15 protein-coding genes are annotated in these 15060 nt (G+C 70.1%); 7 read left to right on the top strand and 8 right to left on the bottom strand.

Annotated elements, in window-relative coordinates; all coding sequences use genetic code 11:
• Positions 1-65: 65 nt before the first annotated feature.
• Genes ACFWNN_RS27380 through ACFWNN_RS27355 form a run of 6 tightly spaced genes read left to right on the top strand, consistent with a single transcriptional unit; the run spans position 66 to position 6145 of the window.
• Positions 66-599 (top strand): (2Fe-2S)-binding protein, encoded by a 534-nt coding sequence (locus ACFWNN_RS27380; RefSeq protein ID WP_382442792.1) that lies wholly within the window; start codon positions 66-68, stop codon positions 597-599.
• Positions 596-3022 (top strand): xanthine dehydrogenase family protein molybdopterin-binding subunit, encoded by a 2427-nt coding sequence (locus ACFWNN_RS27375; RefSeq protein ID WP_382442791.1) that lies wholly within the window; start codon positions 596-598, stop codon positions 3020-3022. Before ACFWNN_RS27380 ends, ACFWNN_RS27375 begins: the two co-directional genes overlap by 4 nt.
• Positions 3019-3834, top strand: a complete 816-nt coding sequence (locus ACFWNN_RS27370) for an FAD binding domain-containing protein (RefSeq protein ID WP_382442790.1) — start codon at positions 3019-3021, stop codon at positions 3832-3834. Before ACFWNN_RS27375 ends, ACFWNN_RS27370 begins: the two co-directional genes overlap by 4 nt.
• A complete protein-coding gene (locus tag ACFWNN_RS27365) occupies positions 3831-4427 on the top strand; it encodes an SRPBCC family protein (protein ID WP_382442789.1) in 597 nt (198 codons plus the stop codon). The genes ACFWNN_RS27370 and ACFWNN_RS27365 overlap by 4 nt, the downstream gene beginning before the upstream one ends.
• A 26-nt stretch (positions 4428-4453) precedes the next feature.
• The gene (locus ACFWNN_RS27360; protein ID WP_382442788.1) at positions 4454-5545 is read left to right on the top strand and encodes a CapA family protein; all 1092 of its coding nucleotides are present in this window, start codon (positions 4454-4456) and stop codon (positions 5543-5545) included.
• A 54-nt stretch (positions 5546-5599) separates the two neighbouring features.
• Positions 5600-6145 carry a Uma2 family endonuclease gene (locus ACFWNN_RS27355; protein ID WP_382442787.1) on the top strand — a complete coding sequence of 182 codons (546 nt, stop codon included), beginning with the start codon at positions 5600-5602 and terminating at the stop codon, positions 6143-6145.
• Here the strand turns inward: ACFWNN_RS27355 and ACFWNN_RS27350 are convergent.
• From ACFWNN_RS27350 to ACFWNN_RS27335, 4 genes are all read right to left on the bottom strand, one after another.
• Positions 6135-7052, bottom strand: a complete 918-nt coding sequence (locus ACFWNN_RS27350; RefSeq protein ID WP_382442883.1) for an o-succinylbenzoate synthase — start codon at positions 7050-7052, stop codon at positions 6135-6137. The two genes, ACFWNN_RS27355 and ACFWNN_RS27350, sit on opposite strands and share 11 nt — an antisense overlap.
• Positions 7053-7060: 8 nt before the next feature.
• A complete protein-coding gene (locus tag ACFWNN_RS27345) occupies positions 7061-7507 on the bottom strand; it encodes a GerMN domain-containing protein (RefSeq protein WP_382442786.1) in 447 nt (148 codons plus the stop codon).
• Positions 7508-7815: 308 nt separating this feature from the next.
• A complete protein-coding gene (locus ACFWNN_RS27340) occupies positions 7816-9171 on the bottom strand; it encodes an ATP-binding protein (protein WP_382442882.1) in 1356 nt (451 codons plus the stop codon).
• A 26-nt stretch (positions 9172-9197) separates the two neighbouring features.
• Positions 9198-9908: a response regulator gene (locus ACFWNN_RS27335; protein ID WP_382442785.1), complete on the bottom strand. Its 711-nt coding sequence runs from the start codon at positions 9906-9908 to the stop codon at positions 9198-9200.
• 101 nt (positions 9909-10009) lie between these two features.
• Between ACFWNN_RS27335 and ACFWNN_RS27330 the strand changes: the two genes are divergently transcribed.
• Positions 10010-11521, top strand: coding sequence for a trypsin-like serine protease (locus ACFWNN_RS27330; RefSeq protein ID WP_382442784.1), 1512 nt, complete (start codon positions 10010-10012; stop codon positions 11519-11521).
• On the opposite strand, the gene phnE is transcribed toward ACFWNN_RS27330, so the two are convergent.
• From phnE to ACFWNN_RS27310, 4 genes are read right to left on the bottom strand one after another with little or no spacing between them, the layout of a single operon-like run.
• Positions 11439-12242, bottom strand: coding sequence for a phosphonate ABC transporter, permease protein PhnE (phnE, locus tag ACFWNN_RS27325; RefSeq protein ID WP_382442783.1), 804 nt, complete (start codon positions 12240-12242; stop codon positions 11439-11441). The two genes, ACFWNN_RS27330 and phnE, sit on opposite strands and share 83 nt — an antisense overlap.
• Positions 12239-12856: a phosphonate ABC transporter ATP-binding protein gene (locus ACFWNN_RS27320; protein WP_382442782.1), complete on the bottom strand. Its 618-nt coding sequence runs from the start codon at positions 12854-12856 to the stop codon at positions 12239-12241. Before ACFWNN_RS27320 ends, phnE begins: the two co-directional genes overlap by 4 nt.
• The gene (locus ACFWNN_RS27315; protein ID WP_382442781.1) at positions 12856-13743 is read right to left on the bottom strand and encodes a phosphate/phosphite/phosphonate ABC transporter substrate-binding protein; all 888 of its coding nucleotides are present in this window, start codon (positions 13741-13743) and stop codon (positions 12856-12858) included. Before ACFWNN_RS27315 ends, ACFWNN_RS27320 begins: the two co-directional genes overlap by 1 nt.
• Positions 13743-14954, bottom strand: coding sequence for a TIGR03364 family FAD-dependent oxidoreductase (locus ACFWNN_RS27310; RefSeq protein WP_382442780.1), 1212 nt, complete (start codon positions 14952-14954; stop codon positions 13743-13745). The genes ACFWNN_RS27315 and ACFWNN_RS27310 overlap by 1 nt, the downstream gene beginning before the upstream one ends.
• Positions 14955-15060 lie beyond the last annotated feature (106 nt).

The raw sequence follows: 15060 nt of genomic DNA, 5'->3' as shown, positions 1-15060 counted from the left end.
CGCAAACAGGGAGCAAGCTGGTGTGACCCTCGTCATACAGCGCCCACCACCCTGGGAGGGTTCGAATGCACATCTCGGTCAACGTCGACGGAGTCACGTACGCCGACGAGGTCGAACCCAGGCTTCTCCTCGTGCACTACCTGCGCGAGCGTCTGGGCAAGACCGGCACCGTCGTCGGCTGCGACACCGGAAACTGCGGTTCCTGCACGGTGCACCTGGACGGCCACAGCGTGAAGTCCTGCTCGATGTTCGCGGTTCAGGCGAACGGGCACGACATCACCACTGTCGAAGGCCTGGCCCGCGACGGCAAACTGCACCCGGTGCAGGAGGCCTTCCGGGCGAACCACGCGTTGCAGTGCGGTTTCTGCACGCCCGGCATGATCATGCAGGCGATCGACCTGCTCGCCGACGAGTCCGATCCCGACGACGAGACCGTGCGCAAGGGACTGGAGGGCAACCTCTGCCGCTGCACGGGCTACCAGAACATCGTGCGCGCGGTGCAGGACGCCGCCCAGCGGATGAAACCCGGTGCCGGCCCGGACCAGGAGCGGCACAGCGACGAGCACGTCACCGCGAAGCAGCCGGTAGGTGGCGAATGACCGCCACAGCCGAGCCGGAGGTCGGCAAGGCCCGGCTCCGCAAGGAGGACGCCCGGCTGATCACCGGGCAGACGAGGTGGACCGACAACCTGCAGCTCACCGGCATGCTGCACATGGCCGTGCTGCGCAGTCCCGTCGCCCACGCCCGCATCACGAACGTCGACGTCAGCCGCGCGACGGCGATGCCCGGTGTGGCGCTGGTGCTGACCGGTGAGGACTTCGCCGCCGAACAGGGCTCGCTGCCCTGTGCCTGGCCGATCACCGAGGACATGAAGTCGCCCGCCGCGCCCGCGATCGCCGTGGACCGGGTCAACTTCGCCGGCGAGGCCGTCGCCGTCGTGATCGCCGACAGCGCCTACCACGCCGCGGACGCGCTGGAAGCGATCGACGTCGACTACGACGAGCTCCCGGTCGTGCTCGACATGGAAGAAGCCTTGCAGGACAACGACCTCGTGCATCCCGACCTGGGCACGAACAAGTGCGCGACGTGGGTCTTCGACTCCGCCGAGGCGGGTTCGGGCACGAACGTGGAGGACGAGATCGCGGCCGCCGAGGTCGTGATCGAACGGACGTTCAAGCAGCAACGGCTGATCCCGGCGTTCATGGAACCGCGGTCGGTCGTCGTGGACGTCACCGCCGGTATGTACACCGTCTGGTCGGCGACGCAGATCCCGCACATCCTGCGGTGGATGCTCTCGGCCGTCACCGGCATCTCCGAGCACAAGCTCCGGGTGATCGCGCCGGACGTCGGCGGCGGTTTCGGCGGCAAGCTCCAGGTCACGCCGGAAGAGCTGCTGTGCCTGCTGATCGCCCGCCGGATGGGCCGCCCGGTCAAGTGGACCGAGTCGCGCACCGAGTCGATGCTGTCGGCGCACCACGGCCGCGACCAGATCCAGAAGATCACGCTGGCCGCCCGCCGCGACGGCACGGTGACCGGCCTGAAGGTCGAGCTGCTCGCCGACATGGGCGCCTACCTGCGGCTCGTCACGCCGGGCGTGCCGATCCTGGGCGCGTTCATGTTCAACTCGATCTACAAGTTCGCCGGGTACCGGTTCGTGTGCACGAACGTCTTCACGAACAAGGTGCCGACCGACGCCTACCGCGGCGCCGGACGCCCCGAGGCGACGTTCGCGATCGAACGCATGATGGACGAGCTCGCGGTCGAGCTCGGCATGGAACCGATGAAGCTCCGCGAGATGAACTGGATCAAGCACGAGGAGTTCCCGTTCACCACGGTCGCCGGTCTCACCTACGACTCCGGCAACTACGAGGCCGCGACGGCCCGTGCGATGGAGCTGTTCGGGTACGACGAACTGCGCGAGGAACAGGAACGCCGGCGTGCCTCCGGCGACGTCGTGCAGCTCGGCATCGGCATCTCGACCTACACCGAGATGTGCGGCCTCGCGCCGTCCCGCGTGCTGGGCGCTCTGCGGTACGGCGCGGGAGGGTGGGAGACCGCGTCGATCCGCATGCTGCCCACCGGCAAGGTCGAGGTGATCACCGGGACCTCGCCGCACGGGCAGGGCCACGAGACGGTCTGGTCGCAGATCGTCGCGGACCGGCTCGGCGTGCCGTTCGACGACGTCGAGGTGCTGCACGGCGACACGGCGACGTCGCACAAGGGCATGGACAGCTACGGGTCGCGGTCGTTGGCCGTGGGCGGAACGGCTCTGGTGCACGCGGCGGACAAGGTGCTGGCCAAGGCTCGCACGCTGGCGGCGCACATGATGGAGTGCGACGAGGCGGACGTGGAGTTCGCCTCCGGCTCGTTCTCGGTCCGCGGCACGTCGACCGCGCGGACTCTCGGTGACGTGGTGCTGGCCGCGCACGTCGCGCACGACCTGCCCGAGGGCATGGAACCGGGCATGGACGCCGACGCCACGTTCGACCCGGACAACTTCTCCTACCCGCACGGAACCCATTTGTGCGCAACGGAAGTCGACACCGAGACGGGCATGGTCCGCATCTCCCGGTACGTGGCGGTGGACGACGTCGGCACGGTCGTGAACCCGTTGATCGTCGACGGTCAGGTGCACGGCGGACTCGCGCAGGGCATCGCGCAGGCGTTGTACGAAGAGGCCACGCACGACGAGATGGGCACGCTGACGACGGCGACGTTCGCCGACTACCTGGTGCCGTCGGCGGCCGACCTGCCGGCGTTCCTGACGGACCGCACCGCGACCCCCGCGACGTCCAACCCTTTGGGCGCCAAGGGAGTCGGCGAGGCGGGCACGATCGCCTCGACACCCGCCGTGGTGAACGCGGTGCTGGACGCCGTGCGGCACCTGGGCGTCCGGGACATCGAGATGCCGATGTCGCCGGAACGCGTGTGGACCGCGTTGCAGGGTCGTGAGGACACGGGTGCCGGAGAGGTCGCCGCGGGCGGGCTCGGTTCCCTCGACGCGCAGGGAGGCCAGGCATGATCCCCGCGGACTTCAAGTACCTGTTCCCGTCCTCTGTGGACGAAGCGGTGCGGATGCTCGCCGAGGAGGGCGAGGACGCCAAGGTCATCGCGGGCGGGCAGTCGCTCGTACCGGTGCTGCGGATGCGGCTCGCCGCGCCCACGGCGTTGATCGACATCGGCGGCCTGACCGAGCTGACGGGCGTGCGCGACGACGGCGACTCGTTGCTCATCGGTGCGATGACCACGCACTACGAGGTGCAGCGCGATCATCTGGTGCAGGACCACGCGTTGTTGTTGAGGCTGGTCACGGACACCATCGCCGATCCGCAGATCCGGCACCGCAGCACGTTCGGCGGCTCGTTGTGCCACGCGGACCCGGCCGGTGACCTGCTGGCGCCGGTGCTCGCGCTGGACGCGGTGATGGTGATCGCCGGTCCCGGCGGACGTCGTGAGGTGCCCGCGGCGGAGTTCTTCGTCGACTACTTCACGACGGCGCTGGGCCCCGACGAGATCCTGATCGACGTGCGCGTGCCGAAGTACACGGGCTGGCGCGCGCACTACGAGAAGCTCAACCGGGTCGCGCAGGCGTGGTCGATCGTCGCGGTGGCGGCGACCGTCCAGGTCCAGAACGACGTCATCTCCGCTGCTCGGGTGGGCCTCACGAACGTGGGGTCCGGGCCGGTGCGGGCGGTCGACGTCGAGGCGGCGCTCGTAGGGCAGCCCACGTCGGCGATCGCCGAGGCGGCCCGGCTGGCGTCCTCCGGCGACGGCTACAAGGACAACCTGGCCCGCGTGCTGACCGGCCGTGCGTTGACGGCGGCGGTCGGATGAAGTTGACGCACTCGTTCACCGCACCGGGGCCGGCCGAGGAGGTGTGGGAGGCGCTGCTCGATCCGGAACGGGTGGCGCCGTGCCTGCCCGGCGCCACGCTGACCTCGGTGGACGGCAAGACGTTCAGCGGGGAGGTGAAGGTGAAGCTCGGCCCGGTGCAGCTGCTGTACCGGGGGAGCGGCGAGTTCGTCGAGGTCGATCCGGTGCTCCGCCGTGCCGTCATGAAAGCCGCGGGCAAGGACACCCGCGGCAACGGCACGGCGTCCGCGCTGGTGACCTTCGTGGTCGGCGACACCGTGGAGGTGGAGACCGATCTGGCGATCACCGGGCGTCCCGCGCAGCTGGGCCGCGGCCTGATCGCCGAGGTCAGCGGCAAGCTCGTCGACCAGTTCGCGGAATGCCTGGCGGGCACGCTGAGTTCCGTGGATCCTGACGAGGTGGCGCAACAGCAGCATCTCCGAGTGGTCCCCGACGAGCCGATCGACCTGATCGACACGGCAGGCGTTCCGGTGTTGAAGCGCGTGCTGCCCATCGCGGCCGCGGTGCTGGCCGTCGCGTTGTTCGTGGTCCTGCGGCGCCGGCGGCAGCGCTGAAGCGTGAAGTCCGGTGGCTGGCATTCGTGCTGGTCACCGGCTCTTTGCTGTCCGCGTGCACCGGCTCGCCGACCGTCAGCACCCCGAAGCCCGCGCCCGCGTCGACCACCTCCGAGGGGCCGCCTCCGCCGCGGTCGTTCACGCTCACGGCCGGTGGGGACGTCCTGATCCATCCCGCGCTGACCGATCAGGCGGTGGCGGACGGGGGTGCGGCCGGGCGTGACTTCCTGCCGTTGTTCTCCGGCATCAAGGAGACCCTGAAGGCCGACCTGGCGCTGTGCCACCTCGAGGTGCCGCTGGGTGCCAAGGAAGGGCCGTTCTTCGGGTACCCGTCGTTCCTGGCGCCGCCCGAGGTCGCGAAGGGCCTGGTCGACGTCGGGTACGACTCGTGCTCGACGGCCTCGAACCACACGCTGGACCGCGGCGTCTCGGCGATCACCTCGACGCTGGACGCGATGGACGCCGTCGGGCTGAAGCACACCGGGTCGTACCGCACGCAGGAGGAGTCCGCGGCGCCGTTGATCCTGGACGCGGGCGGCGTGAAGGTGGCCCAGCTGTCGTTCACGTACGGCTTCAACGGGATTCCGCTGCCGCAGCCGTGGCGGGCGAACCAGATCGATGCTTCGAAGATCCTGGCCGATGCGCGGGCCGCGCGGGCCGCCGGTGCCGAGGTCGTGGTGCTGTCCGTGCAGTGGGGCAACGAGTACCAGCACGAGGCGACGGCCGAGCAGAAGGCGCTGGCCCGTCAGTTGCTGGCCGATCCCGCCCTGGACCTGATCATCGGGACGCACGTGCACGTCGTGCAGCCGTTCGAGAAGATCGGCAACAAATGGGTCGCGTACGGGCTGGGCAACGAGGTCGCCCGCCACGCCGAACCCCGCGGCGTGACCGAGGAGGGCGTGGTCGCCCGGTTCAAGTTCGAACTGGGGCCCGCCGGGTGGTCCGTCGTCGACGCCTCCTACACGCCGACGCTGGTCGAGCTGGGCCCGCCGATCCGGCTGGTCGACCTGACCCGCGTGTCCGCCTCCGAGCGCCGGACGCAGGCGATCAACCGGACCGAGGGCATCGTGTTCAGCCTCGGGGCGGGCGAGCAGGGACTCACGCGCGGCAAGCCGTAGCTCGAAGGAGTGACTCCTGACCTTGGAGTTTCTCCATGTGCGACGGTGAGTTGCGTGGCACTTCCTCCGCTCACCGTCGCCCAGTACACCGCCCTCGGCGCCGCCGAGTCCGGTTACGCCGAACTCGTCGAAGGCCGATTAGTGCTGTCGCCCGGCGCCCTCGCCGACCACAACTTCGCCTGCGGCAACCTGATCTCGCAGCTGTCCGCCCACCTGCCCGCGCACCTCCAGGTCACCTACGCCCTGGACGTGAACCTGGAGCTGGCGCCCGCCGACGCGCCCGGCTTCGTCCGCCGCCCCGACCTGGTCGTGTGCCACCGCAGCGCCGTGCAGGCGTTGGTCCCGGCGTCCGAGGTGGTGGTCGCCGTCGAGGTCCTGTCCACGCACTCGCACTACACCGACCGCCGCTGCAAACGCCTCGACTACGCCGAGGCCGGTATCCCGTTCTACTGGCTGGTCGACCTGACCGCCCCGGTCTCGCTGACCCCGTTGCGCCTGACCCCGGACCGGAGCTACGAGGAGGCACCCGCGGCGACCGAGACCTACGAGGCCCGCGACCCGTTCCCGGTGCGCCTGGACCTGACCCAGCTCACCGGCTGAGCACCCGCTCGAACCGCTCGACCCACCACCGGTCGCCGGTCTCGAACTCCGCGATCCGGTCCGGCACCGGCGCGGTCTTCAGCACGGGCAGGAACCCGTCCTGGGGCAGCAGCGGCGCGCTCGTGACGTCCCCGTCCAGCAGTTGCAGCGTGGCCAGCCCGCACGCGTAGTCGAGCTCCGGCAACGCGGCGGCCAGCGCCACCCCGGCCGCCATCCCGACCGACGTCTCCAACGCCGACGACACCACACACGGCAACCCGCACGCCTCGGCGACCTCCAGGGCCTTCCGCACCCCGCCGAGCGGCGCCACCTTGATCACCGCGATGTCCGCGGCCCCGGACACCGCGACCTTCAACGGATCGTCGGCTTTCCTGATCGACTCGTCGGCGGCGATGGGGACGTTCACCTTCCGCCGCACCGTCGCCAGTTCGTCCAGGGTGCGACACGGCTGTTCCACGTACTGCAACCCGCCTGCGGCCTTGTCCATGGCCCTGATCGCGTCGACAGCCGTGTCGACGTCCCACATCATGTTCGCGTCGACCCGGATGAACCCGTTGGGCCCCAACGCATCCCGCACGGCCTCAAGCCGCGCGCAGTCCTCGGCGAGCGTCGACTCGGCCACCTTCACCTTGGCCGTGCCGCACCCGGACTTCGTCACGATCTCGTGCGCCCGTTCCGGACCGACCACGGGAACCGTGCAGTTGACGGGAATCCGATCGCGCACCGGCGCCGGCCACCCGTCGTGCGCGGCCTCCACCGCACACGCCAGCCAGGCCTTCGCCTCTTCGTCGTCGTACTCCTCGAACGGGCAGAACTCGCCCCACCCGGCAGGACCTTCCAGGAGCAGTCCGGTGCGCTTCGTGATGCCGCGAAACCGCGCGCGCATCGGAATGGAGTAGACGTGCACGCCCCGATTCAAGCGCACTTCTGGAACTCCAGCGAATGCCCACCCCCGCGCAGGTTGACCGTCCCGACCGGCTGAAGCGCGAGCAACGTGCACACGATCTGCTGGACCGCGGGCGCGCTGAGCTGCGAGACATCGCTGGAGATGGTGACGTCCAGCCCGTTGCTGACCCGATCGACCGACGCCGGAACGGCATCGAACGGCACCTCGGACGTGAGCCCGCGAGCCTGCTCGGCGTTGGTGGGCCCCTGGGCCAGCAACGCCACGACGTCGCGCCCGCTCAGGCTGCCCTGGTCGCGGGCGACCGGCACGACCCGGCCGCCGGCGGAGACCCAGAAGAGGGACGGCGAGGTGTTCTCGACCGGCCCGTGGGGTGCTTCGAGGCCGGGGATCGGGTCGGTGGGCCGGATGCCGCACGCCGTCAGCATCGCCAGCACCACGACCACGAGCCCGACCACCCGCCCAAGCCCGACTGCCCGCTTGAGCCCGATCGTCCGCGTAAGCCTGACTACCCGCCCGAGTCCGGCCGTTCGCCCAAGCTTGACTGCTCGGTTGAGCCCAACTGCTTGCTCAAGCCGGACCACCCGCTCAAGCCGGACTATCCGCCCGAGTCCGGCCAGCCGGTCAAGCCCGCCTGCTTGCTCAAGCCCGACTGTCCGCCCAGACCCGGCCGCTCGCTCCACTGCCAGCCCAAGCTCACGCAGGGGTCCCCTCCCGGGGGTCCCCCAATTTCCATTCTCCCAGCCGCCACCGACAGTTTTCGGCCTCACTCGTCACCGCCCAGCGGCATCCGCAGCGTGAACAGTGCCCCGCCCTCAGGCCGGTTGGCCGCCGTCAGCGTCCCCCCGTGCAGCCGCGCGTTCTCCCACGCGATCGCCAGCCCCAGCCCCGACCCCTCCGACCGCCCCCGAGCCGAGTCCGCCTTGTAGAACCGCGCGAACACGTGCGGCAGCACCGAGTCCGGCAGTCCCGGCCCGGAGTCCGCCACGTGGATCACCAACGACGACCCCGCCACCGACAGCACCAGCGACACCGGTGGCGCGCCGTGCCGCAGGGCGTTGCCGACCAGGTTCGCCACGATCACGTCCAGCCGGCGCGGGTCCAGTCGCGCCCGCACCCCGTCCGGCAGGGAAGCGGTCACCTCGGTGAACCCGCGCATCCGCAGGCACGTCCGCACCACCTCGGCCACGTCGACGTCGTCCAGCGCCAAAGCCGCCGTGCCCGAGTCGAAGCGCGTGACCTCGATCAGGTCGTTGACCAGGCGCGTCAGGTTCAGGGTCTCGCGGTTCACGAGTCGTGCGGCCTGTCCGGCCACACCTGGCAGCGAAGCGGTCTCGGCGTCGAGGACGTCGGTCACGGCCGTCATCGCGGCCAGCGGGGTGCGCAGTTCGTGCGACACGTCCGCCACGAACCGCCGCGCGTCCGCCTCCATCCGCGTCAGCTCGCCGACGTGGTGTTCCAGCGAGGAAGCCGTGCTGTTGAACGTCGACGCGACGGACGCCAGCTCGTCGCGCCCGCGCACCGGCACCCGCGCGGTCAGGTCGCCTTGGCCGAGCTGCCACGCCGCCAGCTGCAGCTCGCGGACCGGTCGCAACACACCTCGTGCGGCCAGGAAACCGAGGCCCAGAGCCAGGATCAGCACTGCCGAGCCGATGAGCCACGCGTTGCGCGCCAGCTCGTCCACGACCTCGATCTCCGACGTGAACGGCCGCAGCACGTACACCTCGACGCCGGACGACCGCGACGAGCCGTCCGCCGTGATCCGGAGTTGCATGCCCACCACCAGCCACACGGCACCGGCGTAGGACACGCGTTGCCAGCCGACGCGCCCGTCCGACACGAGCGAACGCAGCTCGCCGGTGATCACCGAAGGGTCCATGCCGCCGGCCGAGATGCCGTCGCCGTAAGCGATCGCGGACCCTTCGCGGCCGGACACGCGGCCCGCGATGCGTTCCAGGGCGGCGTGGTCCAGGGACCGCGCGGGCAACGGGTAGAGCTGCTCGACGCGGTTCGTGATCTCGATGACGGCGTTGTCCTGCGCGCGTTGCACGATGGCGTCGCGCGAGCGCACGTACCCGGCGCCGGCGACGGCCGCCGCGGTCACGATGGTCAGGAGGCCCATCGCCAGCAGCAGCCGCAGGCGGAGCGTCACAGCGGTCCGAAGCGGTAGCCGAAGCCCCGCACGGTCTGGACGTACGCGGGCGCCGCCGGGTCGTCCTCGATCTTCGACCGCAGCCGCTGCACGCACGCGTCCACCAGCCGCGAGTCGCCGAGGTAGCCCTGGTCCCACACCGCGCTCAGCAGCTGCTGCCGGGACATCACGCGGCCGGGCGACGCCGAGAGCTCCAGCAGCAGGCGCAGTTCCGTCGGGGCCAGCGAGACCGGCTTGCCGAACCGCGTCACCACCAGGCCGTCGCGGTCGATCGTGAGGTCGCCGTGCCGTTCGGCGACGACCTCGGCGACCGGGGCGGCGGACGACCGGCGCAGCACCGCCCGGATGCGCGCCTCCAGCACGCGGGCCTGCGCGGGCTTGACCACGTAGTCGTCGGCGCCCGCCTCCAGGCCCGCGACCACGTCGATGTCGTCGTTGCGCGCGGTCAGCATGATGATCGGCAGGTCACCGGTGGCGCGGATGCGGCGGCACACCTCGAAGCCGTCCACGCCTGGCAGCATCAGGTCGAGCACGACGACGTCCGGCGTGACGCTCGTGAGCAGGTCGAGGCCCTCCTCGCCGGTGGGCACCGCGTCCACGGTGTGGCCCTGGTAGGTCAGGGCGAGCGACAGTCCCTCGCGGACCGCCTCGTCGTCCTCGATCAGCAGTACGCGCGGCATGCCCTCAGCTTTCCCGACGGGTCTCATGGGGACGTCCTTGCAACGTCATCGTTGCGTAACGACCTCCCGTGCGCAGTTGTTGCACGGCCATCACGCCGTGCGGACACGCGTCCGACAGCCTCGGCGACATGCGAAAACTCCTCCTGACGACGAGCATCGCGGCGTTCGCGATGATCACCACCGTCACCCCTGCCCTGGCCATCAGAGGAGGCGTCGAAGCCCCGCGGGCGTACAGCTTCTCGGGCTCCCTGCAACGCCCCGACTCGCCCCGCGCGGACGGCCACACCTGCGGCGTCACGCTCGTCGCGCCGACGTGGGCCGTCACGGCGGGCCACTGCACCCGCAACAACCCGAGCCTCGCCCAGGTCGGCAGGCCGAAGGACTGGTCGGTCCGCCTCGGCACGCTCGACGCGGGCAGCAGCGGCGAGGTGATCGCGGTCGAGCGGTTCATCACCTACGCGCCGAACCCCGTCCACGACGGCGACATCGGCCTGCTGAAGCTGAAGCGGCCGGCGAAGACCAAGCCCGTGGCGTTGCCGTCGACCAGGCCCGCCGACGGCACCCAGGCGCGCATCCTCGGCTGGGGCATGACGTGTGACCGCCGCGCCCCCGAGTGCTACCCGCAGAAGCTGCGCGAGGCCGACACCGTCATCCAGCCCGCGACCGCCTGCGACGGCATCTACGCCGACCGCGAGCTGTGCATCGGCGCGCTGGACGGCAGCGTCGCCGCCACCAACATGGACTCCGGCGGCCCCGCGCTGGTCCGCGACGGCGACCGCTGGGTGATGGCGGGCCTGGTCAGCGGCGCGGGCGCCGACGACCGGCCCGTCATGTACACCGACGTGCACCACTTCCGGGGCTGGATCGACGACGTCGTCACCGGTCGCCTGAACCCGCCGGACACCCCGGTGCCGAACCTCGAAGGCGCGGCGTCGCTCGCCGGCAACTGCTCGGGTTCGGTGGTCAGGACCTCGCAGACCAAGGAGAACGACCCGGCGTTGCTGCTCACCAACGGCCACTGCGTTCCCGAACGCCCCGCGCCCGGCGAGACGCTCCGGAACGTGCCGATCGACGTCCCGGTGACCATCGGCGACCGCCAGGGCTACCTCCAGGCCAAGGCGCGGACGACGCACCTGCTCCGCGCGACCATGTCCGGCACCGACACCGCGCTCTTCCAGCTCGACCAGACCTACGCGCAGCTCAGGGCCAAGCGCGTGAAGATCTTCAAGTTGGCCGACCGGTCGGCACGGCCCGGCGAGCGCGTCGACATCATCTCGTCGGGCAACGGCGACCGCTTCAAGTGCACCATCGAGGCCGTTGTCCCGCAGCTGCGCGAAGAGGGCTACACGCAGGACAACGCCTATCGCTACAACCGCGAGTGCACGCCGTCGCACGGCGGTTCGGGCTCACCGATCGTGCTGCAGGACGGCGTCACCGTCGTCGGAGTGCACAGCACCGGCAACGACAGCGGTGAGCAGTGCACCGCCAACAACCCCTGCGAGGTCGCGGCGGACGGCTCGGTGACCGTGCACCAAGGCGCCCGCTACGGCCAGCAGGTCAGGCACCTAGCCGCTTGCGCACCAGCGCGGACGCCTGATCGACCACGATCACCAGCAGCAGCACCACGAGGATGTGCGTGACCATCTCGTCGAACCGGAACAGCTTGATCGACTGGTTGATGAGGAACCCGATGCCACCCGCGCCGACCAGGCCGAGGACGAGCGACGACCGCACGTTCACGTCCAGCCGGTAGAGCAGGAGTCCCGCCAGGGACGGCATCACGGTCGGGAGCACCGCGTGCAGCGCGATCTGGGGACCGGACGCGCCGGTCACCTTCAGCGCGTCGCGCGGCCCGCGGTCGCTCTCGTCCATCGCCTCGGCCCAGAGCTTGCCCATCACGCCGGTGTTGTGGAACACCAGCGCCAGCACGCCCGCGAACGGCCCGAGCCCCACCGCCGTGACGAAGATCAGCGCGAACACCACGTCCGGCACCGACCGCAGGAACGACAGCACGGCCCGTGCCGCCTGCTGCGCCCACGCCGCGGAAGTCGTTGCCCTGGAGGCGATGAGGGCCAGCGCCAGCGCGAACGGGATCGAGAACGTGGTGCCCAGCAGTCCGATGTAGAGCGTGATCACCGCTGCTTCCACCGACTTCCCGAGCACGGAGAAGTCCGGCGGCAACGACTCGGTGAGGAAGTCGGCCATGCCCTCCCAGCCCGCGATCAACGCGGCGGGCGAGAACTCCGTGGCCTGCCAGGCGAACACGTGCACGGCGAGGAGCACGGCCACGACGACCCAGACGACGGGGGAGGGCCAGCGGCGCTTCGGAACCACGATGGCGCCTTCCTTCGTGCCGATCACGCCGCCACCCCCGCGCGCATCTCCACGATCCGGTGCGCGTAGCTGTGCGCGAGCTCCGGCTGGTGCAGCACCGCCACCACCGCCATTCCCTCGCCCGCCAACGCTTGCAGCAGTTCCATGACCTGCACCGCCGCCTGCGGGTCGAGCGCCGACACCGGTTCGTCCGCGAGGATCACGTCGGCGCGCTGGCACAACGCCCGCGCGATCGCCACCCGTTGTTGCTGCCCACCGGAAAGCCGGGCGGTCCGGTCCAGCGCGCGGTCTGCGAGCCCGACCCGTTCCAGACAGGCCATGGCCTCCTCCCGGACGTCGTGCGGGAAGACCAGCGAACGCCGCAACGTCAGCCTGCCGAGCGCGCCCGAGCAGACGTTGTCCAGGGCGTTGCGCCGCCCGACGAGGTGGATCTTCTGGAACACCATCGCGGCCGTTCCGCCGACCTCGATCTCGCCAGCGTCCGGCGTCTCCAGCCCGACGACGCACCGCAACGCCGTGGACTTGCCCGACCCGTTCGGCCCGAGCAACGCCACGAACTCCCCGGCCTCGACGGTGAGGTCGAAGCCGTCCAGCACGGTGCGGCCGCCGAACGACTTGCGCAGGCCGCGGATGGCGAGCATCAGACGTCCTCTTCCTTGAGCCCCAGCGTGGTCGCGAGGTCGAAGAGCACCTGGTACGTGTCGTTGCCGACCTCGACCAGCGGCCCGGGAGGCGTGACGTCGAGGAACGCGCCGACCTTCTCGACGTCCTGAGGCCCGAGCTCCAGCAACGCCTTGCGCACCTTGCCCTTGAACGCCGGGTCGAGATCGCCGCGCACGGTGATCGGGTCGTTCGGGATGGGCTCCGACTTCCAGACCTGCCGGAACTTCGCCTCGTCGAACGTCCCCGCCGCCTTGGCCGTGGCGAGCGTCTGGCTGTTGATCTCGGCGGCGTCCACCTTGCCGTTGAGCAGCGACAACATCGCCTCGGGATGCCCGCCGGCGTAGTCGAGTTTCACGTCGTTGACGTCGTGCTTCTTGAGGCCGTAGCGAGGAAGCGCGTCACCGGACGCACTGCCGACGCTGCTCAGCGCCAACGACCTGCCGGCCAGGTCCTCGATCTTCTGCACGGGCGAGTCCTTCGCCACCCAGATCCCGGCGGTGTAACTGGTGAGCTTCCCGGACCCGTCCGCGAAGCTGACCACGGGCTCCGCCTTGGCCTTCTGCGAGGCGAACACGTACCCGAGCGGCCCGAACTGCGCGATCTCCAGCTTGCCGTTGCGCATCGCCAGCACCTCGGCCGCGTAGTCGTCCACGACCTGCAGCTCGACCTCGCAGCCGAGCTTCCCGGACAACGCCTTCGCCAGCACCTCGTAGGCGGGCTTGAGCTTCTCGGGGTCCTCGTACGGCTCGACGCCGAAGCGCACCTTGCCGTCGTTGGGACAGCCGTTCGAGCTGGTGCCGGTCGTGCCGCAAGCGGTGGCTGTCAGCAGCAGCGTCGCGGCGAGGACGACGTTGAGGGCTCTCATCACATCTCCTGGAGGAGGTCGTCGAGCACGGCCGGGGCGAGGCCGAGCGCGGTGGTCATGCCGATGCCGGAGGTGACCGAGACGACCCTGGTGAGGGGCACGGGCGCCGCGGTCAGGAAGGGGTCGGGGGCCGACGCGTAGATCCCGCGCCAGCGTTCGAGGACTTTCAGTTCGCGGACGCCGAGCAGCCGTGCCGTCTCGGTGAGCACCAGGTCGTCCAGGTGCTCGGGGCGGTACGGGTCGACAGTGCGGCCGTAGTGGTGGGTGTCGCCGATGGTGAGCGAGCCGTCGGGGAGCTGGGTGAACATGAGGTTCAGGCCGGCCTCGACGAGCTCGGGGTGGTCGTCGGTGAGGCGCGCGCGGACGTGCTCGGTGGTGGGGCACTGGGCGAACGCGTCGTAGCGCAGCATCGAGAAGCCCGTCAGGACGGCCGGGTCGATCACTTCGTCGTGTGCCACGCGGAGCATGCGGAGCTGGCAGCGCTGGACCTGGTGGTGCTCGGCCAGGTCGGGGAAGAACCTGTCGATGTCGTGGCCGACGGCCAGGACGGTGGCTCGGCAGGTGATCTCGCCCCTGGCGGTCCTCACTCGGCCTGGTTCGACGGTGAGGACGTTGGTCGACCAGTGGAACCGGACGCCTCGCGTGGCCAGGTGGGCGGCGATCGCGTGGACGGCCTCGCGTGGGTTGACGCGGATGTCTTGGGGGAGGAGGGCGGCGGCGAGGATCGAGGGATTGTTCAACGATCCTGCGATCGGATTGTTGAACGAACCGCTGCTGCTGCCGCTACCGCCGTCGCTCGAAGGATTGTTCAACAATCCAACGTTCGGGCCGGCGGATCGTTGGATTGCCGGATTGTTGAACGATCCCTTCGAAGGATCGTTCACCAACTCGACATCCCGCACCTCGGCGAACTCCCGGAGCACCGCCACCTCGTCCTCGTGACGAGCCACCACGAGCGTCCCGGCCTCCCGAACCCAGAACCCCGCCTCCGAAGCGAGCTTCAGCCACGACTCCCGAGCGGCCATCGCGTACGAGAAGGCCACCCCGGACTGGGCGGTGAAGCACCCGTGCCCGAAGTTGCGCACGGAAGCCCCGACGCAGTGGGAGTCCCGCTCGACCACGGCGACGGAGAGTCCCCGCTCCACCGCGTGCCAGGCGTGCGCGAGCCCGACGATCCCCGCGCCGACGACCACCAGGTCCACGCTTGTCATGACAAGAACGATGGGCCGGGCCACCACGAGAAAGCAACGGCCACGCCGAGGTGTACCGACCTGTTCACCGGCAGTTCAGACTTGTTATGACATGTATCGTTGGGTG

It is taken from the genome of Lentzea sp. NPDC058450 (genome assembly GCF_042721395.1).
GTDB lineage: Bacteria > Actinomycetota > Actinomycetes > Mycobacteriales > Pseudonocardiaceae > Lentzea.
The sequence above is the reverse complement of the archived record's forward strand: the minus strand, read 5'-3'. Positions and strand labels throughout refer to the sequence as shown.